This is a genomic window from Vreelandella hamiltonii, from assembly GCF_014651795.1.
Classification (GTDB): Bacteria; Pseudomonadota; Gammaproteobacteria; order Pseudomonadales; family Halomonadaceae; genus Vreelandella; species Vreelandella hamiltonii.
This window is the reverse complement of sequence record NZ_BMXO01000001.1, coordinates 576,324-600,734: the sequence shown is the minus strand read 5'-3', so window position 1 is coordinate 600,734 and position 24,411 is coordinate 576,324. Positions and strand designations below refer to the sequence as shown.

At 60.8% G+C, this 24,411-nt stretch carries 20 protein-coding genes and 1 pseudogene; 11 read left to right on the top strand and 10 right to left on the bottom strand.

The genetic code is table 11. From position 1 onward, the window contains the following. Positions 1–72: 72 nt before the first annotated feature. A pseudogene (locus IE061_RS17955) lies at positions 73–1,995 on the bottom strand (type VI secretion system Vgr family protein); the annotation flags it as partial. Between the two features lie 231 nt (positions 1,996–2,226). After that, positions 2,227–3,399 carry a UbiH/UbiF/VisC/COQ6 family ubiquinone biosynthesis hydroxylase gene (locus IE061_RS02895; protein WP_016914877.1) on the bottom strand — a complete coding sequence of 391 codons (1,173 nt, stop codon included), beginning with the start codon at positions 3,397–3,399 and terminating at the stop codon, positions 2,227–2,229. 96 nt (positions 3,400–3,495) lie between these two features. On the opposite strand from IE061_RS02895, the gene IE061_RS02890 reads away from it, so the two are divergent. Continuing rightward, positions 3,496–4,362 (top strand): NAD-dependent protein deacetylase, encoded by an 867-nt coding sequence (locus IE061_RS02890; protein ID WP_193460912.1) that lies wholly within the window; start codon positions 3,496–3,498, stop codon positions 4,360–4,362. On the opposite strand, the gene IE061_RS02885 is transcribed toward IE061_RS02890, so the two are convergent. Next, positions 4,359–4,973, bottom strand: a complete 615-nt coding sequence (locus tag IE061_RS02885; RefSeq protein ID WP_193460911.1) for a DNA-3-methyladenine glycosylase — start codon at positions 4,971–4,973, stop codon at positions 4,359–4,361. The two genes, IE061_RS02890 and IE061_RS02885, sit on opposite strands and share 4 nt — an antisense overlap. Positions 4,974–5,082: 109 nt before the next feature. Here IE061_RS02885 and IE061_RS02880 point away from each other — a divergent pair, with 109 nt between their 5' ends. From IE061_RS02880 to IE061_RS02865, 4 genes are all read left to right on the top strand, one after another. Next, on the top strand, positions 5,083–6,576 hold the full coding sequence (locus IE061_RS02880; RefSeq protein ID WP_193460910.1) for a protein adenylyltransferase SelO: 1,494 nt from the start codon (positions 5,083–5,085) through the stop codon (positions 6,574–6,576). Between the two features lie 63 nt (positions 6,577–6,639). Beyond that, positions 6,640–7,686 (top strand): DNA polymerase IV, encoded by a 1,047-nt coding sequence (dinB, locus tag IE061_RS02875; protein WP_096922306.1) that lies wholly within the window; start codon positions 6,640–6,642, stop codon positions 7,684–7,686. A gap of 141 nt (positions 7,687–7,827) precedes the next feature. Continuing rightward, complete coding sequence (locus IE061_RS02870; protein WP_189462840.1) at positions 7,828–8,640, top strand: alpha/beta fold hydrolase; 813 nt, start codon at positions 7,828–7,830, stop codon at positions 8,638–8,640. Positions 8,641–8,658: 18 nt separating this feature from the next. Beyond that, entirely contained in the window at positions 8,659–8,907 is a 249-nt protein-coding gene (locus IE061_RS02865) for a YkoF family thiamine/hydroxymethylpyrimidine-binding protein (RefSeq protein ID WP_016914871.1), read from the top strand. 35 nt (positions 8,908–8,942) lie between these two features. On the opposite strand, the gene mapR is transcribed toward IE061_RS02865, so the two are convergent. Continuing rightward, positions 8,943–10,352, bottom strand: coding sequence for a GntR family transcriptional regulator MpaR (gene mapR, locus IE061_RS02860; protein WP_193460909.1), 1,410 nt, complete (start codon positions 10,350–10,352; stop codon positions 8,943–8,945). 206 nt (positions 10,353–10,558) lie between these two features. On the opposite strand from mapR, the gene ccoG reads away from it, so the two are divergent. After that, positions 10,559–11,989, top strand: coding sequence for a cytochrome c oxidase accessory protein CcoG (gene ccoG / locus IE061_RS02855; RefSeq protein ID WP_193460908.1), 1,431 nt, complete (start codon positions 10,559–10,561; stop codon positions 11,987–11,989). A 32-nt stretch (positions 11,990–12,021) separates the two neighbouring features. Continuing rightward, positions 12,022–12,669: a hypothetical protein gene (locus IE061_RS02850; RefSeq protein WP_144982226.1), complete on the top strand. Its 648-nt coding sequence runs from the start codon at positions 12,022–12,024 to the stop codon at positions 12,667–12,669. 63 nt (positions 12,670–12,732) lie between these two features. Here the strand turns inward: IE061_RS02850 and gabT are convergent, their stop codons facing one another. The 6 genes from gabT to csiR form a co-directional block, all read right to left on the bottom strand. Then, complete coding sequence (gene gabT / locus IE061_RS02845; protein WP_193460907.1) at positions 12,733–14,007, bottom strand: 4-aminobutyrate--2-oxoglutarate transaminase; 1,275 nt, start codon at positions 14,005–14,007, stop codon at positions 12,733–12,735. An 84-nt stretch (positions 14,008–14,091) separates the two neighbouring features. Beyond that, positions 14,092–15,030 (bottom strand): sensor domain-containing diguanylate cyclase, encoded by a 939-nt coding sequence (locus IE061_RS02840; RefSeq protein ID WP_193460906.1) that lies wholly within the window; start codon positions 15,028–15,030, stop codon positions 14,092–14,094. Continuing rightward, a complete protein-coding gene (locus tag IE061_RS02835) occupies positions 15,031–15,825 on the bottom strand; it encodes an EAL domain-containing protein (RefSeq protein WP_039180137.1) in 795 nt (264 codons plus the stop codon). Positions 15,826–16,095: 270 nt separating this feature from the next. After that, positions 16,096–17,310: a CaiB/BaiF CoA transferase family protein gene (locus IE061_RS02830; protein WP_193460905.1), complete on the bottom strand. Its 1,215-nt coding sequence runs from the start codon at positions 17,308–17,310 to the stop codon at positions 16,096–16,098. A gap of 27 nt (positions 17,311–17,337) precedes the next feature. Further along, complete coding sequence (locus IE061_RS02825) at positions 17,338–18,516, bottom strand: acyl-CoA dehydrogenase (RefSeq protein WP_096922325.1); 1,179 nt, start codon at positions 18,514–18,516, stop codon at positions 17,338–17,340. Between the two features lie 100 nt (positions 18,517–18,616). Further along, complete coding sequence (gene csiR, locus IE061_RS02820; RefSeq protein ID WP_193460904.1) at positions 18,617–19,306, bottom strand: DNA-binding transcriptional regulator CsiR; 690 nt, start codon at positions 19,304–19,306, stop codon at positions 18,617–18,619. A 111-nt stretch (positions 19,307–19,417) separates the two neighbouring features. Between csiR and lhgO the strand changes: the two genes are divergently transcribed. The 4 genes from lhgO (at position 19,418) to IE061_RS02800 (ending at position 24,342) form a co-directional block, all read left to right on the top strand. Further along, positions 19,418–20,611 carry an L-2-hydroxyglutarate oxidase gene (lhgO, locus tag IE061_RS02815; RefSeq protein WP_039180126.1) on the top strand — a complete coding sequence of 398 codons (1,194 nt, stop codon included), beginning with the start codon at positions 19,418–19,420 and terminating at the stop codon, positions 20,609–20,611. Between the two features lie 131 nt (positions 20,612–20,742). Beyond that, positions 20,743–21,702 carry a TAXI family TRAP transporter solute-binding subunit gene (locus IE061_RS02810; protein ID WP_039180122.1) on the top strand — a complete coding sequence of 320 codons (960 nt, stop codon included), beginning with the start codon at positions 20,743–20,745 and terminating at the stop codon, positions 21,700–21,702. Positions 21,703–21,715: 13 nt separating this feature from the next. Next, entirely contained in the window at positions 21,716–22,237 is a 522-nt protein-coding gene (locus IE061_RS02805; protein ID WP_039180119.1) for a DUF1850 domain-containing protein, read from the top strand. A gap of 92 nt (positions 22,238–22,329) precedes the next feature. After that, entirely contained in the window at positions 22,330–24,342 is a 2,013-nt protein-coding gene (locus tag IE061_RS02800; protein ID WP_039180114.1) for a TRAP transporter permease, read from the top strand. Positions 24,343–24,411: the final 69 nt, after the last annotated feature.

Genomic DNA, 24,411 nt, shown 5'->3' with positions numbered 1-24,411 from the left:
CTGCTCGCCGAGCGATGCAAAGAGCGACGAGGTGGCCATGTCCAGCAGCTTATCGCCGAGTCCACTCTTTTCGCCCGGTAGCAGGGCTGTGGTAGCGGCCTGCCCGCTGCCTATGCCTGGGCTGCCACCGGAATTGATGTTGACCTTGGCACCCACGATCGTGATGCCGCTGGGGTCCAGCTTGACGAAGCTGCCACCGGCTTTGAGCGTGATTTCAGCCCCCGCATCGATGACCGTTTTACCCCCGGAAACCTGATGGACTTCCCGGCCGGCTTCCATCAACTGTGCCTGGCCGATTTTTTCATGGCGGGTGCCGTCGATGATCAGGTGGTCGTCGCCGTCTACCTGGGTGTGGCGGTTGTGATGCACCGTGTGGTGGTCGTCGTTGTCGATCTCGCTGATGCGGTTGTTATGCACCTTGAGGTGGCTGTCGCGCTGGATCTCTTCGGTGCGGTCGTTAAGGGTGAGCAGCTCCAGGTCTTTCTGGGCGTGGAGCCAGATCTGCTCTTCGCCCGCTTCGTCTTCGAAGCGCAGTTCGTTGAAGCCGTCGGCCTTGTGGCTCTGGGTGCGCAGTACCGTGCGGGTCTTGTGCTCCGGAAGCGGGTACGGGGCGGTGTTCACCGCGTGGTAGGTGCGCCCGGTGACCAGCGGCTGGTCCGGGTCGCCTTCCAGAAACGAGACGATCACTTCGTGGCCAATGCGGGGAATGGCGATGCTGCCGTAGCCGCCGCCTGCCCAGCCCTGGGCGACGCGGACCCAGCAGCTGGCGGTGTCGTCTGGCTCCGCGTAGCGGTCCCAGGGGAACTGCACTTTGACCCGGCCGTGTTCGTCGCAGTGGATCTCTTCGCCTTCCGGGCCGACCACGAAGGCCACCTGGGGGCCGTCTACCCGCGGTTTAGGGTTGGCGGTGGCGCGCCAGGGGACATCGCCGGGGATGAGGGTGACCTGGTTGTAGTAGCGGGTCATGCCGTTGGCATCGCCCTGAGTCACTCCATCCTCTTCCAGGGCCTGAGGTTGCTCACCGTAGTGCACCACGTCGATGGCTTGCCAGTCGCGGTTCAAGGTGTCGGTGTCGTGGTCGGTGAGGGTGAAGCGGACGCCGGGGGCGAGTTCGGGCAGGTCGCTGTCGGCGTGGGCGGTGAGCGCTTCGCGGCGCAGCTGTTCCAGGCGAATGCGGCTGAAGGGCTTGCCGGAGGCGTCCTGCTTGTAGCGGCCGGGGTAGTCGTAGTGTTCGTAGTCGTCCCGCTGGCCGTGGGCTTCCACGTCGCGGCCCTGGTGCTCGTGGAGCTGGGCATAGGCGGGGGTCTTGAAGCTGTAGTCCTTGAGGGTAGCCGAGGCGGTGGCTACCCGAGCGGTATGGCGCAGCTTGCGCACGTGGCGCTGGGGGGCGGTGCCGCCCGCCCGGCTGTTGTAGGGGCGTTCGCCCACGCTGGTCAGCACGCTGGGGTCGTCGGCGAAGACCAGGTGATGGCTGTTCTCGTCAAATTCATGGAAGTAGAACAACCCCTCTTCGGCGGCCAGGCGCTCGATGAAGGCCAGATCGGTCTCGCGGTACTGCACGCAGTATTCGCGGTTTTCCGGCTCGCGGGTCACGGCAAAGCGCACATCGGTAATACCCCGCTCGTCGCACAGGGTATTAATGATGGTGAGCGGGTCGACCTGCTGGAAGATACGCGAGTTCTGGCGCAGGGAGAGGCGCCACAGGGCGGGGCGCAGCACCAGGGTATAGAAGGTGCGGCGGTGGCCCCGGTCACCCCGGCCAAACTCACTGACGATGCCATGAATAGTGCGCAGCGGCTGGCCGTCTTGCCAGAGGGTGAGGCTTGCTTCGCGGTCCAGCAGGTCGGCGGCATCGAGACTGCCGTCGCGGCTGGCCAGGTTGAGGGCCAGCTCGAAGGGCTGGGAGAGGGCTTCACGGTGGGTGAAGTCGATCACGGCCACGTCGTCAACGCCGGGGAGCGTCAGGGTGAAATGCAGTCCGGTGCTGAGCGCCATGCCCTTCCTCCTTGAATCATCAGCCGCTAATGAGAAACACAGAGGATAACGGGGCAGGGCGGAAGGGCAACCCCCCTACATCACGTAGGGTATATCTCTTACAAGAATGTAAGAGATGTCTTACAAGATTTTAAGAGATTGCTTATAGCAAGGGCCAAGAGGTCATGAAGGTGGCTGGGCAGCAGCACTGCCATGCCATGCTCAGCCCCTCTATGTTCAGCCCCGCTATGCTCAGCCCACCTTGAACGGATTCAACCCATTGGCCTGCTGCATCATCATGCGTTTGGCAAACGGCACTCGCTCGGCGAGGTGCAGGCTGAGGTCACCCAGTTGGCGGAGCGGCTTGGCCCCGGTGAAGAGGTGGTGGAAGCTGTCGGTGGCGGCAATCATCGCCTGGTTGGCCAGACGCCGGTGGCACTCGAAACGGTGCAGGCTGATGTGGTCGCCAGGGTCACGGCCTTTGATGATCAGCTCGGCCAGGGTGTCGGCGTCGTGCAGGCCGATGTTCAAGCCTTGACCTGCCAGCGGGTGTACCACGTGGGCGGCGTCGCCGATCAGCGCGAGCCGTTTGCCGATGTAGCGTTTGGCGTGCTGGCGCTTGATAGGGAAACTGGCCCGTGCCACCACCCGGGTCAATTTGCCCAGCCGTTTGGGGAAGGTGGTTTCTATGGCGTGTTGCAGGGCGTCGTTGGAAAGCTGTTCGCGGGCCTTGGTGGCCTCATCGCTGTCGTACCACACCAACGAGGCGCGGTGGCCGGGCAGCGGCAGCATGGCCAGCGGGCCTTTGGGGGTAAAGTACTGCCAGCTGACATCCTGCTGGGGCAGCTCGGTCTCGACGTTGATGATCATCGCCCGCTGGTGGTAGTCGTAGCTGCTGGTGGAGATGCCTGCCAGCTCACGCAGGGTTGAACGTGCGCCATCTGCGGCCACCATCAACCGGGCGCTGAGGGTCTTGCCGTTGTCCAGCTCCAGCAGCCGATGGGTGCTGGCGGCCAGCGTACTCACCGGGGCGCACTGGGTGTAGCAGGTGACGCTGGGAAGCTGCTCCAGGCGCTGCCAAAGGGCGTACTGCAAGGCGCGGTTTTCGATGAAAATCCCGAAATCGTTCATGCCGCTGTCGTGGGCCGAGAACAGCGAGTGACCGCTGCCATCCAGGTTGGAGACATCGATGTGCCGGAACGGGCAGCAGCGCTCTCCCGGCAGGACCGCACCGCTGGCTTTCACGAACGCCAGCGAGCGGGCGTTGAGTGATGAAATACGCAGGTCGTAATCGCCGCTGGGGGGCGTGGGAGCGCTGGCGCGCTCTACCAGGCCAACCGACATGCCCGCCTGGCCCAGCCTGGCCGCCAGGGCCGCGCCCACCATGCCGCCGCCAACAATGACAATCTCGTGATCCCACTGCATGAGAGGCTCCTTAATCCGCTATCGAGGGCACATTGCATGTGCTTATATTGTCCTACAGTATCGTTGACTTGTCGCAGTATTGCCTAGGGTGATCCATTGACGCAGGCCGTGGAAAGTGTCGAAAAACGAGAGAGCAGCGAGGTAGCCGGGGAAGCACTGGCCGCCTTTATCAGGCGCTACCCCAAACTCTGGGTGATTACCGGGGCGGGCGTCAGCACCGACAGCGGAATCCCCGATTACCGCGATGCCGATGGCCAGTGGAAGCGCCCGCCGCCGGTGCAGCACGGCGATTTCATGAGTTCCTTCGCCGTTCGCCAGCGCTACTGGGCGCGAGCGCTGGTAGGCTTCAAGGCCATGCGTGAAGCCCAGGTGAGCGGCGCGCATCGTGCGTTGGCGAAGCTCGAGGCCATGGGCCATGTGGAGCTTCTCGTCACGCAAAACGTCGACCGCCTGCACCAGCGGGCGGGCTCGAAAAAAGTGATCGATCTGCACGGCAGGGCAGACGTGGTCGCCTGCATGGCCTGTGGCTACCAGATGATGCGCCACGCCATGCACAGTGAAATGGCCCGCATGAACCCCGCCTTCGCTGCGCTGGAGGCCCGCCACGCGCCGGACGGCGATGCGGATCTGGAAACCGATTTCTCCACCTTCGAGGTACTGGACTGCCCGCGCTGCCGGGGCATCCTCAAACCGCAGGTGGTCTACTACGGCGATGTGGTTCCTCCGGCGCGGCGCCTGGCGGCTCAGGAGGCGCTGCAACGTGCCGACGCGGTGCTGGCAGTGGGTACGTCGTTGATGGTCTATTCCGGCTACCGGTTCTGTCGCGATGCCCACGCCATGGGCTTGCCCGTGGCCTCGCTGTCGTTGGGCGTGACCCGCGCCGATGCATTGCTGACCCACCAGTGGCGCGCACCGCTGACGCCGGTATTGGAGCAGGCAGTAGCCTGCTTGCAGAACGCTTAACGCGTTTTAGATACCCAAGGGTTGCCCTCGCTCCACAACCGCCAGGGGGCGTCGCGGTCGGCGGGCTGGGCGTAATCGATGCCCACGCGTGGGCCGCTGGCAACGGCGCCGGGTGGTTCGCCCGGTGAAATCCATAGCCCGTCCGTGGGGGCGTCGCGTTGCGTCATGTCGTGGCCGTAGAGGGCGCTGTCGATACGCAGTGCACGGGTGAGTTTGCCGGGGCCGTTGCTGAGATTGCGCCCCGCCACGCTGCGCCATGCCCGCATGGCAGGCTCGCCGATCACCGGCTCTACCGCTCGAATCAGTACTGCGCAGGGGTTGCCTTCCGGCTGTGTCACCACGTTCAGCAGCCAGTGCATGCCGTACACCAGATACACGTAGGCGTGGCCGGGTGGGCCAAACATTGCTTCGGTGCGCGGGGGTCGGCGCCGATGGGCATGGCAGGCGGAATCTTCCGAGCCCCGGTAAGCCTCGGTTTCCACGATGCGTGCTGCCATGAGTTCGCCATCGAGCTGGCGCACCAGCAAACAGCCCAGCAAATCGCGGGCGACCTCCAGCGTATCGCGATTGTAGAAGGCCTGGGGCAGGGGCGTGAAAGCCTCTTGTTCCATCGGTAATTTAATACGGGTTAAAGCGTCTCTATGCGGCATGCTATCGCCCATTACTTGAGTAAGCTGCTAGGGTATTCTGTAGGCCATTCATTGAACAGCGGAGTTGCCCGTGCTGACTTTCGAACACCAGTTCGCCACCTTGCCAGAACCGCTCTGGGCGGCCTGCCAGCCCACGCCCGTGGCGCAACCCACCCTGATCGCATTCAACGAACCCTTGGCCGTGGCGCTAGGCATGCAAACGCGGCCCGACGATGCCACGCTGGCCCAATGGTTCAGCGGTAATCGGCTACCGCCAGGGGCCGAGCCTAGAGCGCTGGGCTATGCCGGGCATCAGTTCGGTAATTTCGTGCCTCAGTTGGGCGATGGCCGGGCGCTGCTGCTGGGGGAAGTGGTGGATCAGCAGGGCCAGCGGCAGGACGTGCAGCTCAAGGGCAGTGGCCGCACGCCGTTTTCACGAGGCGGGGATGGACGCTCGCCGCTTGGCCCGGTGCTGCGGGAATATCTGGTGAGCGAGTTCATGGCCGCCGTGGGCGTGCCCACCACTCGGGCGCTGGCGGCCGTGACCACGGGGGAGCGCGTGATACGCCAGATGGCCGAGCCGGGGGCCATCCTGACCCGCGTGGCTCGCAGCCATATCCGCGTGGGCACGTTCCAGTTTGCTGCCGTGCGTCGCGATGAAGCGGTGCTGAAAGCGCTGGCCGACCATGTGATTGCTCGCCACTACCCAGCGGTGGCCAACGCTGACGATCCGTACCTTGCCCTGCTGGAAGCCGTTACCGCCCGCCAGGCGGCGCTGGTGGCGCGCTGGATGAGCCTGGGCTTTATTCATGGCGTGATGAACACCGACAACTGCAGCATTGCTGGCGACACCATCGATTACGGCCCCTGCGCGTTTATGGAACAGTTCGACCCGCAGAAGGTGTACAGTTCCATTGACCAGGGCAGGCGCTACGCCTTCAATAATCAGCCGGGCATTGCTCAATGGAACCTGGCCCGCTTTGCCGAAACCCTGCTGCCGCTGATGCGGGAAGAGGGCGAGGCCGTTGTAGAGCAGGCCACCGAGGTGCTTCGCGGCTTTACCGTTCGTTTTGGCGCTGAGCAGCGCCGCCTGCATGCCGACAAGCTGGGCCTTGCCCCGGAAAGTGATCGCGCCGTGGCGCTGATGGAGGCGCTGGAAACCCAGATGCATCAGGGCCGCATGGACATGACCGCGACGTTCGACGCGCTGACGCACTATGCCAAAACGCTGGGTGCCCAAGCCTTGAGCACGGGCATCCCAGCCCACTCCCAAAAAGAGGCGTTGCTGGCGCTGACCACTCAGCCAGATGGCTTTGCGGCTTGGCTGGCTGACTGGGAGAACGCCCAGCAAGCCAGCCGAAAGAATGAGCGCCTGGAGGCCATGCGCCGCGCCAACCCGGTGGTGATTCCCCGTAACCATCGCATTCAAGCGGTGATCGACGCGGCAACAGAAGGTGATTTCGAGCCTTTCCACACGCTGCTCGCGGCGGTCACTCAGCCCTTCGATGAATCGGAAGCCGCGCGCCAACTGGCCGCCCCTGCCACGGCCAGTGAGCAGGTGCTGCGCACTTTTTGTGGTACGTGACGGCGGCACACCCTGTGATAAACTGTGCTTTTTTACAGGTAAGGGCGGAGGCAAGGTCGGCCTGTGCGCAAAATCATTCACTGCGACTGTGACTGCTTCTATGCGGCGGTCGAGATGCGCGACAACCCCGCGCTGGCGGAGATTCCCATTGCCATTGGCGGCAGTGTGGAGCAGCGCGGGGTGGTGGCCACCTGTAACTATCCTGCCCGCGCGTTTGGCATCCACTCCGCCATGCCCATGGCTCAGGCGCTCAAACGCTGCCCCCACCTCACGGTGATTCGTGGCGATATGGCAAAGTACAAGGCCGTGGCACGCCAGGTGTTTGCCATCTATCGCGATGTCACCGAACTGATCGAGCCGCTCTCTCTGGACGAAGCCTTTCTGGACGTCTCGGACGTCACGCAGTATCACGGCAGCGCCACCCGCATGGCAGAAGCCATTCGCCAGCGGGTGAAAGAGCAAGTCGGCATTACCGTGTCGGCGGGGGTGGCACCCAACAAGTTTCTCGCCAAGATCGCCAGCGACTGGCGCAAGCCCGATGGGCTGTTTGTCATCACGCCAGACGACATCGACGCCTTCGTGCAGCAGCTGCCGGTGAAAAAGATTCATGGGGTGGGGCCGCGCACCGCTGAAAAGCTGGCCGAACTGGGGATTCAAACGGGGGCGGATCTGCGCGCCCGGCCGCTGACCGAGCTGGTGGAGCGCTTTGGTCGCTTCGGCCATCGGCTGCACGAGCTTAGCCACGGGCGAGATGAGCGACCGGTCAAGACCCACCGCGAGCGCAAGTCGATCAGCACCGAACAAACCTACTCTCGGGACTTGCCGACCCTCGACGCCTGCCGCCATGAGCTGCCAGAGCTGATCAGCGACCTGGAGCGCCGCTACGCACGCCTCGACCCGGCCCCCGCCGTGCGTGGGCTGATGGTGAAGGTGAAGTTCAACGACTTCACTCAAACCACCGTCGAACACGCCGACCCGGCGCCCGATCTGGAGCAGTTCGAAACCTTGCTGAACGTGGGCTGGGCCAGAGGTGAACGCCCCGTGCGCCTGTTGGGGGTGGGGTATCGGTTGGCGGAAGAGACGGCAGTCCAGCAGCTCTCGCTGTTTTAATTAGCCGGTTAACCCTTGGGTGGATTGACGGGTACTCAGGCTCGCGTTAAAACAGTTGTATGATAGGGCCTGCGTGACAGCCCTTATGTGATAGTCCTTATGTGATCGCCCCCGAACCGCCAGATGACCCACGAGCCCGCCATGCCTGCCGATGCCACCCAACGCCCCCGTTTAGTGTTTGCCCATGCCAACGGCTTTCCCGGCTTGAGTTACCGCAGCCTGTTAGAGCCGCTGGCGGAATCGTTCGATGTTCACCCGCTGGACCGCTTGGGCCACCACCCGGATTACCCGGTGAACCACAACTGGGGCAACCTGGTAGAGGAGCTGTTGAGCTACCTGCCCGACACCGATGCACCGCTCTTGGGGGTGGGGCATTCACTGGGCGGCACGCTGATGGCCATGGCTGCCGACAAGCAGCCGGAGCGTTTTCGCGGTGTGATCATGCTCGACCCGCCGCTGATGCTGGGGCCGGATGCCTGGGCCATGAAAGCGGCCAAACGGTTTGGGTTCATGGACCGTATCACCCCAGCGGGTAAAACCAAGGGGCGGCGCACGGTGTGGCCCAGCCGTGAGGCCATGGCGACCTCGCTGCGGCGGCGAGGGCTGTTTCGTCGCTTTACCCCCGAGGCACTCAACGACTACATTGAAGCAGGCACGCGACTATTGGACGATGGCAGCGCCGAGCTGACTTTCGACCCGCGCATCGAGCTGGAAATTTTCCGTCACCTGCCGGATCACCTCTCCGGCTTGCCCCAACGAGTAGGCGTACCCGTTCAGCTAGTGGCCGGGCTGGAGTCGCACTTGATGACGCCATCGCGGGTCAAGCGCATCGCCCGCCGGGGGTTGCCGGTCAGTACGGTGCCGGGCACCCACATGTTCCCCATGGAGCACCCGGAGGAGACCCGCTCGGCGATCCTGGCCGCGTGGCAGCAGTTTCAAACAGCGTCGTCATAGGGCGCTCAAGGAGTCGATATGTACCTTTCCGTACAGCTGAGCTACTACCCGCTGGCCGATGATTTCAAGCCCGTGGTGAAAGAAGTGGTCAAACGCCTGGAGGCCACCGGGTTGGAAGTACACCCCAACCGAATGAGCACTCAGGTATTTGGCGAGTTCGATGAGGTGATGGCGGCACTCGGCGAGGTGATGAAGTGGTCGTTCGAGACCCACGGCAAAGCCGTGTTTACCGCCAACTTTTTGGAAGGTGATCGGCGGCCACGGTAAATGAAACCATCGCGCGCGTGATGTTGTTCATAGGGCTAAAAAAAGCTCAATAGCTTGCCCAGCGTTTCCATCCCCCGTTCGCTGCGCTGGGTCCATGGGTGGCCATAGCTTAAGCGGATGCAGTGGCGAAACTGCTGGGTCGCGGAGAAAATCGGCCCAGGCGCGAGGCTAACGCCATGGTCGAGCGCTATACGAAACAGCTGAAGCGAATCGACGTGCTCGGGAAACTCCACCCAAAGGAAATAACCGCCCTTCGGGCGGGTAATGCGAGTTCCTGACGGAAAGTAGCGATCTGCTGCTGCCAGCATGCTGGCTTGCTGGGCTTCCAAGGCATGGCGTAGCTTGCGCAAATGGCGGTCGTAGGCACCGTGTTGCACGTAGTCAGCAATGGCGGCCTGAGCGGGGATTGAGGGGGAAATGGTGGTCATCAGCTTTAGCCGCGAGATCTCCTGAGCATAGCGACCGCCCGCTACCCAACCCACCCGATAGCCGGGTGCCAAGCATTTCGAGAAAGAGCTGCAGTGAATCACCAGGCCCTCATCATCAAAGGCTTTCACGGGGGAGGGGGGCGTGCTGCCAAAATAGAGCTCGGCATATACGTCATCCTCTAGCATGGGCACTTGGTACTGCTTGAGTAACTGGTAAAGCGTCTGCTTGCGCTCGTTGCTTAGGCTGGCACCGATGGGGTTCTGCAGGTGGCTCATAAACCAGCAGGCTTTGATGGGCAGCGCCGCTAATCGCTCTGCCAGCACCTCCAGGTCAATCCCTTCCCGAGGGTGAACCGGAATTTCCACCGCGCGAAGCTGGAGCCGCTCCAGTACCTGCAAGCTGGCATAAAAAGCAGGCGACTCAACCGCGACCAGGTCCCCCGGCTTGGTCACGCACTGCAGGGCAAGATTGAGCCCCTCCATCGCCCCATTGGTAATTACCAGCTCGTCCATCGGCAATTGAATGCCGCCCAGCACGTAACGTAAGGCAATTTGCCGGCACAGGTCGGTATGCCCGGTGGTCATCTCGGCCACCACCTGTTGGGGCGAAAGTGCCCGCAACCCGCGCGTCATACTGATACTCAAGCGAGAGAGCGGAAACAGTTCCGGGCTCGGGAAGGCCGAGCCAAACGGCACCGTTTGGTCATCCTGCAGTGAATCCAGCACCGAAAACACCAGCTCGCTGACCTTCACTTCTGCTGGGTCGGTGGGGCGTAGCGTGACGCGGGGTTCGTTGATCAGGCGCCGCGCATGTTCACGAACAAAGTAACCCGAGCGTGCCCGTGCGATGATCAGCCCTTGGTTTTCCAATAAATAGTAGGCCTGAAACACCGTCGAAGGGCTAATGCCGTGATGGCGGCTCGCCTGGCGCACGGACGGTATGCGCTCGCCAGGGCCCAGTACGCCCTGGCGAATCAGTGTGGCTATTTCGTCGGCAAACTGTTCATAGCGTTTCATGGCTTAAATCCGCGGGTGCTAGGCGCTGGTGCTTTGGGTGATCGACAGGATCGATATTCTCAATCAACAGCATATCAAAACTGATACGGCTTTTTTCTCTAAAACTGCATCTGTTTTACTGGTTGTCCAGAAGGGCATAGTGGCGGCTCATTCGGTGAAGCCTCTCGACCGTACAGCTTGCCACTCTCTCTTTCCTGGATATCGGTATGACGCAACGCATTCCACTGCAAGACCTGACCACCGATGCAGCCGTTGAACACCATTCGCCTCAGGTGAAACCTGCTGGTCACTTGCCATCCAGATCTGGGCATATCTATGTGCGAGAGATACGGGGTTTTTTCCAGCGCATAAGGCGTTATTCCAACTGGCTGCTGATCGCGCTCTATGTGGGCCTGCCGTGGCTCCAGTGGGGTGACCGCCCCTTGGTGTGGTTTGACCTCTCTGCCCAGGAGTTTCACCTCTTTGCAGCGACGTTTTACCCTCAGGACTTTATCCTGCTGACCTGGATTCTGGTGCTGTGCGCCTTTGGTCTGTTTTTGATCACGGTGGCAGCGGGGCGAGTGTGGTGTGGTTATAGTTGCCCACAAAGCGTATGGACGTTTCTGTTTATTTGGTTTGAGCACCGCCTGGAAGGACCAAGACACCGTCGGATACGCCGCGATAATGCACCTGGCACGCTGGAGTCGTTATGGCGAAAAGGCGCCAAACATACCGCTTGGCTACTGATCGCGCTGGTAACGGGCATCACCTTCGTGGGTTACTTTACGCCGATGGTTGGGCTCGTGAAGGATCTCCTCAGCCTGGAGGTACACCCTTGGGCGCTTTTCTGGATTGGTTTTTTCACCCTGTTTACCTACCTGAACGCTGGCTGGTTGCGCCATCAGGTATGCCTGCACATGTGCCCCTATTCACGCTTTCAGTCGGTGATGTTCGATAGCGATACGCTGATCGTTTCTTATGATGCCGCCCGTGGTGAACCGCGTCGTGACCATCGAAAAGAGGTTGCGAAAGCGGTTGTTGGAGACTGTATCGATTGTGAACTGTGCGTTCAGGTATGCCCCACCGGGATCGATATTCGTGATGGCCTGCAGTATGAGTGTATCGGCTGTGCGGCATGTATCGATGCCTGCGATGGCGTGATGGCGCGTATCGATAAGCCGCTGGGCCTGATTCGCTACACCACCGAGCGCGCGTTGAAGGGCCAGCCTACGCGGTTTTGGCGCCCTCAGCTGTTTGCTTGTACGGCCGTTCTGCTGTCTATGGTGATTTTGCTGATGGGGTTCTTGATCGCTCGAGTGCCTATTGATGTAGATATTGCTCGAGATCGTCAGACGCTATTTGAAAGTACGGCCGAGGGGCGCATTATCAACTACTACACCGTGACGCTGCGCAACCAGGATACGCAGGAGCAGCGATACGCGTTATCTGCCACTGGTTTGCCAGGTCTGCGCTTGCAAGGTGCCAGCACGCTCATCCTGGCCGCTAATGAGACGAGGCAGCTACGCGTATCGCTCGATGCTGAGGCGTCAGTGATGACCCAGCCGAGTCACCCGGTGGTGCTGCATATCACTGTGTTGGATGAGCCCGCGATTTACTACAGCAAGGAAACGCGGTTTTTAGGACCGACTCGTCAGTAAGCGTGAGGCCAGGCAGTAATGAGGAAAGATACATGATGACCATGCTGATTTTTTTGATGATATTCGTGGGCATAACAGCCGCTTGGTATCAGATTTACCAAATGCACTTCAAGATCAATACTCCTGACGAAACGGCGCTCTCGGGCAATAAAAGCAGGCAGATGGATACGCTCACGGCAGCTCTCGAGCGGTCATCGGATGAGGTGGATACCCCACGATTTGATGAAGCGGCGACGCGTATCTTTGGACCTGGGGTCAACCTGGAAGCCCTGCGTATTGCGTTTTCTCAGGAAGGGCGCAACCGCTATGGTGTACCACTTCTGCGACGTAAGAGAGTGCTCATGAGCGGTCCGATGTGTCCGGCAGAAGAGGGAGGTATTCGCGCTCGCCATCTGCGGCTGTTCAAGACGAGGTTGCCCTCTATCGATGTCAGGAAGGGATGCATACTGGCGGTCATCGCGAACTGCGGAATCGTACAGCTATTGGCGGCAATGAGTGTGTATACCATTCACTACTCTGTGGACGTATCGGCATTTGCGTGGGTCAATCAACCGGTGATGATCCTATCGGCGATATGGGGTGTGGTGGTCTTGAATATCCTGATCTTCAAGCTCGATACCTATCTTCATGATCTTTATCAGGCGAGACAGTTGAATCAGCTAACGCCCCTGTTCAACTAAAAATAAGCCGTGTCAAAACGACAACGCCGCCTCATGGGCGGCGTTGTGGGTAGTGCTACATACTCAGATCAGCGATTCCAGGCAGGACTCGATGATGTCCAGGCCTTCGTTCAGCACGTCGTCTTCGATGGTGACGGGCATCAGGAAGCGGATGGTGTTGCCGTACATACCGCAGGAGAGCAGGATCAGACCCTCTTCACGGGCTTTTTTGCACAGCGCCGCCGCCAGCTCCGGGTTCGGGGTGCGGTCGGTCTTGTTGTTGACCAGTTCGAAGGCGGCCATGGCGCCCATGTTGCGCACGTGGTCGATGCAATCGAACTTGTCTTGCCATTCGTTGAAGCGTGCCGCCAGCTTCTCGCCCAGTGCCTGGCTTTTCTCGAGGATGTTCTCCTCTTCGAAAATTTCCATGACGGCCAGCGCAGCCGCACAGGCAGTGGGGCTGCCGGTGTAGGTGCCGCCCAGGGAGTTGGGGCCAGAGGCGTCCATCACCTTGTCGGTACCGACGATGGCCGAGATCGGCATGCCGTCGGCCATGCTCTTGGCCATGGTCATCATGTCCGGCTCGACGCCGCTGTGCTCGATGGCGAACATCTTGCCGGTGCGGCCAAAGCCTGACTGCACTTCGTCGATGATCATCAGCATGCCGTGCTCATCGCAAATTTCGCGAATCTTCTTCAGGAAGCTGGTCGGGGCGGGGTAGAAGCCACCTTCACCCAGTACTGGCTCAAGAATGATGGCGGCAGTGTCTTTGGGGTTGGCGTCGGTTTTCAGCGTCATCTTCAGGCCGCGAATCGCTTCGTCTTCGCTGACGCCGTGGTAGGGCACTGGGTAGGGCGCGCGGAATACGGTGCCGGGCATCGGGCCGAAATCGGTCTGGTAGGGCGCGACCTTGCCGTTCATGGCCATGGTGTAGAAGGTACGGCCGTGGTAGCCGCCGTCAAAGCAGATCACGTTAGAGCGGCCGGTGGCGGCGCGGGCAATCTTCACCGCGTTTTCCAGCGCTTCAGCACCGGAGTTGGCCAGCATGACTTTGGCATGGCCACGCACGGGAACGATGTGGCTCAGCTTTTCAGCCACTTTGACGTAGCCTTCGTAGGGCATGACCGTTTGGCAGGTGTGCATCACCTTATCCAACTGGGCTTTCACGGCCGCCACGACTTTCGGGTGACGATGCCCTACGTTCAAGACGCCGATGCCGCCAGCGAAGTCGATGAAGCGGTTGCCGTCGGCGTCCCAGATCTCAGCGTTTTCGGCGCGGTCCGCAAAGGCGGTGGCGGGGCTTGCAGCGCCCGCCGCGACGTATTTCTGCTTTAGTTCGTTTAGCTCGGCATTGCTCATGGCTCAACTCCTTTGGGTTGGGGTGTGCTTGTCAGCATCTTGTAAGCATAGTGCGCATCTCGACATCGTGTGCATCAGCGTGTATTACACAGATGACGATGCGATGACGACGCGATTGCGTCCTGCCTGCTTGGCCTGATACATGGCCTTGTCTGCCTGATCCAGCATCCGAGTGCTGGAGCCTTTACTGTAACATGCGATGCCCGCCGACAGCGTCACGGTGAGCTGGTGCTGGGTATAGGGCGTTTGTGCCACCTCTTGGCGGATGCGCTCCAGGGCGGTTTGAGCCCCTTCGGCGTCGATCTCCGGCATGATGATCAGGAACTCTTCGCCTCCCAGACGTATCTGGACATCCGTGGTGCGCAGCTGTTGGTTGACCACCCGCGTCAGCTCCTGGAGCACGCCGTCGCCGGCGCCATGCCCATAGGTGTCGTTGATCTGCTTGAAATCATCCAGGTCGAAGAGCGTAATGCTCAGCGGGTTGCCGTAGCGCTGGCAGCGTTCGATGGCTTCCTCCAGCTTGGCAAGCCCCAGGCGACGGTTGAGCAGGCCGGTCAACTCATCGTGGTGCGCCAGATACTCCAGGCGCTCGTTGGCTTGCTTCAGGCGCTCTTCCAGCCGCTTGCGCTGGGTGATATCGACGATGAACGTGACCTTGCGGGCCAGGCCATCATCGCCCTCTATGCGAGCGGCTTCGGCGATGATGGTGCGTACTTCGCCATTCTTGCAGCGCACTTCCCACTCCTGGCGCAGCTCGTGCGTATCGTTGCCCTTGATGAAGACATCGTGCAGCTGGCTGATCTGTTGGCGATACGCTTCGGGCACCACGATGGTGAAGTGCTGACCAATCAGCTCCTCTTCTTGGTAGCCGTAGAACTGGCAGTAGGCCGGGTTGACCATCTCGAAATGACCATGGGGGTCGGTGATGCAGATACCCAAGGGTGCCGTCTTGATAACGTTCTCCGTATTGCGCTTCGAGCGGTGTATCAGTTGGTACAGCTGGTCGGTGCTAATCGCGTTCATTCAGCGCTCCGTGCCTGACGATATCTCGTGACGTAGTGCTTCCAGCATAGGCGTAAGCCCAGTGGCCAGCTCGCCAATCATGGGCTTTGCATACAAGAAGCCCTGTTGCCGGGTGATGCCTGCCCGAGCTAGCCACAGCGCTTCCTGGCGCGTTTCCACGCCTTCGGCAATCAGCGTCATGTCCAGTTCCTTGGCCAGCAGGATGATCGCATTGAGCAGGGCCTGACGACGTGGGTGCTGATCGCAGTTCATGACCAGCTCACGGTCGATCTTGAGCTTGTCAGGTGCCAGAACGGTCAACAGATCCAGGTTGGCATAGCCGTTGCCAAAGTCGTCCAAGGCCGTTTTGAAACCCATGTTGCGGTAAGCATCGATGATGTTGCACAAGTGTTGGCGGTCGCGTACCCGCTCGGTCTCGGTGATCTCGAAGATCAGTTTGTCGGTGGGCCATCCCACCCGTTGAGATACCTCCAAGGTGGCTTGAATGCAGGCTTCGGGTTCATACACGGCGTTGGGCAGGAAGTTGATGGAGAGATCGGTCTCCATGCCCAGCTCGCTGGCCAGTTCGATGGCACGGACCCGGCACGCCTGATCGAAGCGATACAACAGGTCGTCGGTCACCTGGGACAGGATGCTCCAGGCCGAAGCGCCATCGAGGCCGCGAACCAAGGCTTCATGAGTCACCACGCGGGCCTGGGAAAGGTCGACGATGGGTTGGAAGGCCATGGTGAACTCAAAGGGCAGCTCGCCTTCACAGCGTTTACACACTCCGTTCACTCGCGCACAGTTAGCCATGCCGTTACCCCATGTCGTCTTTCATTCGGCCGACGGGTCACGTCGCCTGGATTGGAAATCGTCGAAAAGCACGTGCTCGCATTGGCAACGTGCTGCCAAGAGTTAAGCTTAGTCTAGCGATAACGGCATTGTCTGTATAGGTTTTGTATAGAGTGGCGGTAGCAGACAAAAAAACGCCCGGCTGGGCGTTTCAAGGGGTACTACATCGACATAGGTGCATAGTTAAAATGGGTAATAGTTAAAGTGGGTCATATTCGCAAGAGAGCAGTGCTAGATGATGCCTGCCGCGCGAAGCGCCGCGCGCTGCTCGTCACTGATGCCAATGGCATCCAGCACGCTATCGGTGTGCTCGCCCAGGGTCGGGGGAGCGCTCTGGGCACTCAGTGACTGCCCGTTGATACGAATCGGGTTGGCGACGAGATTGACTTCGCCTGCCAGTGCATGGGGCAGCGTCTGCTTGAGCCCGCGTGCCTTGACATGAGGATCGTCAAACACGCGATCAAGGGTATTGATAGGCCCGCAGGGCACACCGACCGCTTCGCAGGCTGCCAGCCAGGTATCGGTAGGCTGTGCTGCCAGGGCGAGCGCCAGGATCGGCACCAGCGCTTCGCGATGCTGTACACGACTGCCATTGGTGGCAAAGCGTTCGTCTTGCGCCAGGTGCGGCTGGTCGATGACCTGGCAGAAGCGTTTGAACTGTTCGTCGTTGCCGACCGCCACGATCATGTGGCCATCGGCGGTAGCAAACGCCTGATAGGGCACGATGTTCGGGTGCGCATTGCCCAGCCGCTGGGGTACCTGGCCGGAGGTCAGGTAATTGAGTGCCTGGTTGGCCAGCACACCTACCTGTACGTCCATGAGCGCCAGGTCGATATGGCAGCCTTCGCCACTGTCGCGGCGCTGGTATAGCGCTGCCAGCACCGCATTGGTGGCATACAGGCCCGTGAAAATGTCGGTAATGGCGACCCCCACCTTGACCGGGCCGCCACCGGGTTCACCGTCGGGTTGGCCGGTCAGGCTCATGAGGCCGCCCATGGCCTGAATCATGAAGTCGTAGCCCGCCCGGTGGGCGTAGGGGCTCTGCTGGCCAAAGCCGGTAATGGAGCAGTAGACCAGGCCAGGGTTGAGTGCCTTCAGGCTCGCGTAGTCCAGGCCGTACTTTTTCAGCCCGCCGACCTTGAAGTTTTCCAGCACCACGTCCGATTGGGCCGCCAACTGCTTGATCAGTGCCTGGCCTTCGGGCTTGGCCATATCGACCGTCACCGAGCGTTTGCCGCGATTGGCGCACAGGTAGTAGGCAGACTCGTTGCTGCCGGAGAGCCAGGGTGGCCCCCAGTGGCGCGTGTCATCGCCGCTTTGGGGGCGCTCTACCTTGATCACCTCGGCACCCATGTCGGCCAGCATCTGCCCGCACCAGGGGCCTGCCAGTACCCGAGAGATATCGAGTACCTTGATGCCTGCCAGGGGCTTTGCGACTGTGCTCATGGGGTGCCTCGCTGAGTGATGACGACGTTAGAAGAACGACTGAATGCCGGTTTGTGCGCGGCCCAGAATCAGGGCGTGCACATCGTGGGTACCTTCATAGGTATTCACGGACTCCAGGTTCACCATGTGGCGAATCACGCCGTACTCGTCAGAAACGCCATTGCCACCGTGCATGTCGCGGGCCACCCGGGCGATGTCCAGCGCTTTGCCACAGTTGTTGCGTTTGATTAGCGAGATCATTTCCGGCGCCCAGTTGCCGCTGTCCATCAGGCGGCCCACCTGCAGGGCGGCTTGCAGGCCCAGCGTGATTTCGGTCTGCATGTCGGCCAGCTTCTTCTGGATCAGCTGGTTGGCGGCCAGCGGGCGGCCAAACTGCTTGCGGTCCAGGGTGTACTGACGGGCAGCGTGCCAACAGAACTCAGCGGTGCCCATCACGCCCCAGGCGATGCCGTAGCGTGCCTTGTTCAAACAGCCGAAAGGACCTTTCAGACCGCTAACGTTGGGCAGCAGGTTCTCTTCAGGCACGAAAGCGTTGTCGAGGACGATTTCGCCGGTGATCGATGCACGCAGAGAGACCTTGCCTTCGATTTTCGGGGTGGAGAAGCCTTCGGTGCCGCGCTCGACGATGAAGCCTTTGATCTGGTTATCGTGAGCAGCGGACTTGGCCCAGACCACCGCGATATCGGCAATCGGGCTGTTGGTGATCCACATTTTCGCGCCGGTCAGGCGGTAGCCACCATCGACTTTTTCCGCACGGGTGATCATGGAGCCCGGGTCGGAGCCATGGTCGGGTTCGGTCAGGCCGAAGCAGCCCACCATCTCGCCACTGGCCAGCTTGGGCAGGTATTTCTGTTTCTGCTCTTCGGAGCCATACGCTTCGATGGGGTACATCACCAGCGATGACTGCACGCTCATGGCCGAGCGGTAGCCGGAATCGACACGCTCCACTTCACGGGCGATCAGGCCATAAGCCACGTGGTTGACGCCCGCGCCGCCGTATTCCGGGGAAACCGTGGCGCCCAACAGGCCCAGCTCGCCCATCTCGGACATGATGTCACGATCGAAACGCTCTTCGCGGAAAGCGCTCAGCACACGTGGCTGCAGGTTTTCCTGGCAGTAGTCGTGGGCGGCGTCACGAATCTGGCGCTCTTCATCGGTGAGCTGGTATTCGAGAAGCAGCGGGTCGTCCCAGTTGAAGCGTGTCATGGCGTTGAACTCCGAAAGATGATCTTGTTGAGCCCAATGTATCGCCGTTATTTAAAAATATCTACATTTTTTTAAAACGCAGAATTTAATCGCCCGGCATTCAATCGATGTCGCGGGCTTGCAGTACCCGTGTGATGATAGGCACCGGGGTCATCAGGTGGTCGCGCATCAGGTCGGCCGCCTGCTCGGTGTTGCGGGCGAGAATGACGTCGACCAGCGCAGCGTGCTCCTGGCGCTTGATGTCCAGCGCCTGGGGCGACATGACGGTCTCTTGCAGCCACAGGTGGCGATAGCGCTCTACCTGATCGAACAGGGTGTTGCGCATCTGCAGCAGGTGGGGGGAGTTGCAGCCGCTGGCAATGGCGGTATGGAACGCCTTGTGGCGTAAATCCCAGCCGTCCAGCAGTTCGTCGGGGGAGCTGACGTCGGTGACTTTGGCCAGGCGGTGTGCCGTGGCCAGGACGTTGGCTTCCCAGTCGTCGTCGCCACGTTCGATGGCGAGGCGCAAAATCAGCCCTTCCAACTGAGCGCGAGCGTCGTAGATATCGTTCAGTTCGGCCAGCGACATGGCCGCCACCCGGTAGCCCCGTTGGCTGATGGCCACGACCAGCCGGTCGGCGACCAGCTGTGACAGCGCTTCACGCAGGGGGCCGGTGCTCACGCCGTAATACTCTTTCAAACGGCTCATCAAGAGCTTCTCTTCGGGGGCATAGCGGCCACGAATGATGTCCTGCTTGAGCGCGTGGTAAGCGCTAATCGCTAGGTTCTGGCGCGGTGCATCGTGCTCCATGGGAACTCCTTGGATCAGTGTGGCTTAGACCAATGTAGGGGCGTGGCGGTCAACGTAGAATAACGGCTATTATCAATAAATTTTGAAAATTTGGCACAGGTAACGACATTCATGTGGGATTTCATCATTGTCGGCGGCGGCATACTGGGGTTTTCCACCGCCATGCAGCTGCAACAGGCCTACCCGGACAAACGCTTGCTGGTGTTGGAAAAGGAAGCAGGCCCCGCTCAGCATCAAACCGGCCATAACAGCGGCGTGATTCATGCCGGGGTGTATTACACGCCGGGAAGCCTGAAAGCGAAGTTTTGCCTGGAGGGTAACCGTGCGACCCGCGAGTTCTGTGACCAGCATGGCGTGCGTTACGACATCTGCGGCAAGCTGCTGGTGGCCACCAATCCGCTGGAAAAGCAGCGTATGGAAGCGCTCTGGGAGCGCACGGCGGCCAACGGTCTGGAGCGGGAGTGGTTGGAGGCCGCGGCGCTCAAGGAGCGAGAGCCCAACATTACCGGTGTGGCGGGCATTTTCGTGCCTTCCAGCGGCATCGTGAACTATGCCGAAGTCACCCAGGCGATGGCCGCCGAGTTCACCCGGCTGGGCGGCGAGATTCGCTTCGATCACTGCGTGACGGGCCTTGACGAGCGGGCCGATGAGGTCGTGGTGACCACCGAGCACGAGACCTTCACCAGCCGCTATCTGGTCTCCTGCTCGGGGTTGATGGCCGACAGGGTGATCCGCATGCTGGGCAAGGACCCCGGTTTCACGATTTGCCCCTTCCGTGGCGAATACTACCTGCTTCCCGAGCGCCACAACCGCATCGTCAACCACCTGATCTACCCGATTCCCGACCCCGCCATGCCTTTTTTGGGTGTTCACCTGACCCGCATGATCGACGGCACGGTCACCGTTGGGCCCAATGCGGTGCTGGCGCTCAAGCGCGAAGGGTATCGCAAGCAGGACATGTCGCTACGCGATATGGGGCAGATGTTCAGCCACCCAGGCATCCTGAAAGTGCTGGGCAAGCATCTCAAGCCTGGGCTGGTAGAAATGAAAAACTCGCTTTACAAGCGCGGCTATCTGGAGTTGGTACGCAAGTACTGCCCGAGCCTGACCCTGGAGGATTTGACCCCTTACCCGGCGGGCGTACGCGCTCAGGCGGTCTCCAACGATGGTCGGCTGGTGGATGACTTCCTGTTCGTGAATACTCCGCGCACGGTCAACGTGGGCAATGCGCCATCGCCTGCGGCGACCTCGGCGCTACCCATTGGTGCGCATATCGTGGAGCAGGTGAAAACGTTGTTGGATTAGTATCTAACGCGACTGCCGTGCTAACGTTTAAATACCGTTCTCGGCGCAGCTGACGGCGGCGAGAAACTGGCTCCTTACCTCCTTTACGTCAACCATAATCAATAAGTCCAAGCAGGACGGAGGCAATTCCAATGAAAAAACTAAAATATACCGTTGCGGCGACCATGATGGCGGCTGCTCTGCCCGCCAGCGCTCAGCAGCTCTCCATCGCGACCGGCGGTACCGGCGGCGTTTACTACCCGATCGGTGGTGGCTTTGCCGAAATGATCAACAACCATATCGATGGCGCTCAGGCGACCGCCGAAGTGACCGGCGCTTCCGTCGAGAACATGGGACTGATCATGCGCGGTGATGCCGATCTGGCCTTGGTCCTGGCCGATACCGCTTATCAGGCCTATACCGGTACGGGTGATTTTGAAGGTCGTCAGATCGAGAATACCCGCGCACTGGCCTCGGTCTACCCGAACGCGGTGCAGCTTGTGACGCTGGCCGAGTCGGACATTCACAGCATTGCGGATCTGGCTGGCAAACGCGTCTCCGTGGGTGCGCCGGGTAGCGGCACCGAGCTGAACGCGCGTGCTCTGCTGGAAGCCAACGGCGTCAGCTACAGCGACTTCACTCCCCAGCGCCTGAACTTCAACGAAACTGCCGATGCCATCCGTGATGGCGATATCGACGCCGGTTTCTGGAGCGTTGGTCCGCCCACCAGCTCGATTCTCAACCTTGCTGCCACGCGCGATATTCGCCTGATCGGCCTGTCCGATGAAGAGATTGCCAACGCCCAGGAAGTGGAAGCGGTGTTTGCGCCTTATGAACTGGCCGCGGGCATGTACGACGGCATGGACGAAGCGGTCCAGACCATTGGTATTCCCAACGTGCTGGTCGTCAATGCCGATATGGACGAAGAGCTGGCCTACCAACTGACCCACCTGCTGTTCGAAAACATCGATGAGCTGATCGCCGTTCACCCGGCAGCCAACGACACTACCGTCGAGTTCACCATGGGCTCTACGCCAGTGCCGCTGCATCCGGGCGCTATCCGCTACTTCGAAGAAGCCGGTGCGGATATCCCTGACAACCTGCGCCCGTAATCGCGAAGCCGCTATGCGGTGGTATTTTCCACTGGTGGCGCTTCTCACGATGAGCGGCATGTGCGCCGAAGCGGGGGCTACCCCTGCTTCGGCGTCGCAGCGTCTGGTCGTCACGACCGCAGACCATCAGGCGCTGCTGGATGTCGCGGCACCCAGCGGCAGCCGCTGGTGCATCCAGTGGCAGCACTCGGTAAAGCATTTCACGGTCCTGGACTGCTACCGTAATGCGGCAGGAACGCTGCAGCTGGAGCGTAGCCATCAGCCGGATTTTGCCGCTGGGCTTGGGCATGTCCTGGGACGTGGCGAGCAAGTGTCGGATGGGGAGGGTGGCTACTGGATCAATGAGATTAACGAATCGGTGCCCAATAACCGCTACGCACTACGGGTGGGGGCTCTCGCGGTAAACCATCAGGTGGTCTGGCCCGATGGTGAGCATGCCGCGTGCAGCTTGAGCGAGCGGGTGGCCGGGCAGCGTGTCACGATTCAACTGATGGAGGCTCGCGACGTCTTGCCCCATGACGATATCTGTCAATGAAAGCTGTTGCCAAACACATCACATAAAGCCGGGTGTACCACGCCTGGCGCTATTACATAACGTATAAGTTAGCTAACGCTTCCGAGGACTTCATGAACGAATCCACTCCACCGCCGGTCATCATGCCGGGCGGGAATGCGATTCAACCCCGCATTGTGCTGTGGTGTATCACCATTGTTGCCGTGGGGCTTTCGTTATTCCAACTCTATTCTGCGGGTATTCAACCCCTGGGTCTCTTCTATCAGCGCAGTATCCACCTTGCTCTGATCATGCTGTTGGCGTTTCTGATGTTTCCGGCTTTTGGCCCTCACCGTAAACGCGGTGTGCTGGGCTGGGGGATCGATTTTATCTTCTTCGCCGGGGCGCTGATCACCGGGGGGTACCTGGTGCTCAACCTGGACGCCATTTTCAGCCGCGCCGGATTCTGGAACGAGACGGACATTCTGGTGGCCTGTATCGCCACGGTGACCGTACTGGAAGCCAGCCGCCGTGCGGTGGGCCTGGGCATGACGATCATTGGCCTGCTGGCGATCATCTATGCCTTTGCCGGGCCACGGGGCGAGCTGCCCTGGCTGGGCGAGTGGATGCCCGGCATCATGGCTCACCGTGGCTACAGCCTCGACCGCGTGGCGGGTCAGCTCTACCTGGGGCAAGAGGGCATCTTCGGCCTGCCGCTGGGTGTGGCCGCCACATATATCTTCATTTTCGTCCTGTTTGGGGCGTTTCTGGAAAGCACGGGCGCAGGCAAGTTCTTCATCGACATGGCTTACGCAGCCACGGGCAGGCAGCGTGGTGGCCCGGCGAAGGCGGCGGTGCTGGCATCGGCGGGCATGGGGTCGATTTCTGGCAGTGCCATCGCCAACGTGGTGACCACCGGAGCGTTCACCATTCCGCTGATGAAGAAGCTGGGCTACAAGCCGAAGCAGGCGGGCGGCATCGAGGCGGCGGCTTCTACCGGTGGGCAGATCATGCCGCCGCTGATGGGGGCCGGGGCGTTCCTGATTGCCGAGTACACCAATACGCCGTACCTGGAAATCGTCAAGATCAGTATTCTGCCGGCCATCATGTACTTTGCCACGGTGTATCTCTTCGTCCACATCATCGCCTTGAAGCAAGGCATGCAGGGCATGCCCAAGAGCGAGCTGCCGCAGATGCGCCAGGTAATGAAGGATGGCTGGCATTTCCTGCTGCCGCTGGCGGTGCTGGTATGGCTGCTGGCCATGAGCATGTCGCCCATGCGGGTGGGCTACTACGCGGTGGTGACCATGGTCGCCGTGGCGGTGATCCGCTATGCGCTGTGGTACTTCTTCGTGGCTCCCAAGCAGGGCCAACCCGTGACCTTCGAGCGCACCAAGGGGGTGCTGTGGGCCGGGCTGGTGAAGCTGGTTCAGGGGCTGGAGCTGGGCGCGCGCAACGCCGTGGCGGTCTCGATGGCCTGTGCCGTGGCAGGGATCATCGTGGGCGTCGTGGGGCTGACTGGCCTGGGGCTCAAGTTCTCCTCCATGATGCTGGCCTTCTCTGGCGGTAACTTGGTGCTGGCACTGTTGATGGTCCTGCTGGCGAGTCTGATTCTGGGCATGGGTCTGCCCGTGACGGCCAGCTATATCGTATTGATCGTGCTGGTCGGCCCAGCCTTGACTGCCGAGTTCGGCGTGCCGCTGCTGATCGCTCACCTGGTGGTGTTCTGGTACTCCCAGGACTCCAACGTGACGCCTCCCATCGCCTTGGCAGGCTTTGCCGGGGCAGCGATTGCGGGCAGTAAACCCATGGAAACCGGCGTGCAGGCGTGGAAGTTTGCCAAGGGGCTCTACCTGATCCCGCTGTTCATGGTGTTCAACCCGGAGATCATCGTGGGTGGGCCGGTACCGGTGGTGATCTGGAACGGCGTCATCGCCATTCTGGCGCTGGGGGCGTTTGCCGCGTCGCTGGAGGGCTACCTGTTCACGCGCATGTCTTGGGTGCCGCGTCTGGCCATTGGCGGTGCGATTTTCGCAGTGTTCTACCCCAGCCTGTGGACAGAAATCGCAGGCGTGGTGGTCATGGCGGTGGTCATTGCGGCCAACTGGCAAGCCAGCCGACGTGAGGCGCTGAGCGTAGCGAGTTAACGGCCATCCGTAACAGAAAGCCCGGAAACCTTGAGAGGTTACCGGGCTTTTTCATGCCTGCGGTTCAGG

Coding starts and splice junctions, on each gene's coding strand:
- IE061_RS02895 (WP_016914877.1), bottom strand. CDS start 3,399: ATGCAGTGGGATCACGAGATTGTCATTGTTGGCGGCGGCATGGTGGGC.
- IE061_RS02885 (WP_193460911.1), bottom strand. CDS start 4,973: ATGGAACAAGAGGCTTTCACGCCCCTGCCCCAGGCCTTCTACAATCGC.
- IE061_RS02870 (WP_189462840.1), top strand. CDS start 7,828: ATGCCTGCCGATGCCACCCAACGCCCCCGTTTAGTGTTTGCCCATGCC.
- IE061_RS02865 (WP_016914871.1), top strand. CDS start 8,659: ATGTACCTTTCCGTACAGCTGAGCTACTACCCGCTGGCCGATGATTTC.
- mapR (WP_193460909.1), bottom strand. CDS start 10,352: ATGAAACGCTATGAACAGTTTGCCGACGAAATAGCCACACTGATTCGC.
- ccoG (WP_193460908.1), top strand. CDS start 10,559: ATGACGCAACGCATTCCACTGCAAGACCTGACCACCGATGCAGCCGTT.
- IE061_RS02850 (WP_144982226.1), top strand. CDS start 12,022: ATGATGACCATGCTGATTTTTTTGATGATATTCGTGGGCATAACAGCC.
- gabT (WP_193460907.1), bottom strand. CDS start 14,007: ATGAGCAATGCCGAGCTAAACGAACTAAAGCAGAAATACGTCGCGGCG.
- IE061_RS02840 (WP_193460906.1), bottom strand. CDS start 15,030: ATGAACGCGATTAGCACCGACCAGCTGTACCAACTGATACACCGCTCG.
- IE061_RS02835 (WP_039180137.1), bottom strand. CDS start 15,825: ATGGCTAACTGTGCGCGAGTGAACGGAGTGTGTAAACGCTGTGAAGGC.
- IE061_RS02830 (WP_193460905.1), bottom strand. CDS start 17,310: ATGAGCACAGTCGCAAAGCCCCTGGCAGGCATCAAGGTACTCGATATC.
- IE061_RS02825 (WP_096922325.1), bottom strand. CDS start 18,516: ATGACACGCTTCAACTGGGACGACCCGCTGCTTCTCGAATACCAGCTC.
- csiR (WP_193460904.1), bottom strand. CDS start 19,306: ATGGAGCACGATGCACCGCGCCAGAACCTAGCGATTAGCGCTTACCAC.
- lhgO (WP_039180126.1), top strand. CDS start 19,418: ATGTGGGATTTCATCATTGTCGGCGGCGGCATACTGGGGTTTTCCACC.
- IE061_RS02810 (WP_039180122.1), top strand. CDS start 20,743: ATGAAAAAACTAAAATATACCGTTGCGGCGACCATGATGGCGGCTGCT.
- IE061_RS02805 (WP_039180119.1), top strand. CDS start 21,716: ATGCGGTGGTATTTTCCACTGGTGGCGCTTCTCACGATGAGCGGCATG.
- IE061_RS02800 (WP_039180114.1), top strand. CDS start 22,330: ATGAACGAATCCACTCCACCGCCGGTCATCATGCCGGGCGGGAATGCG.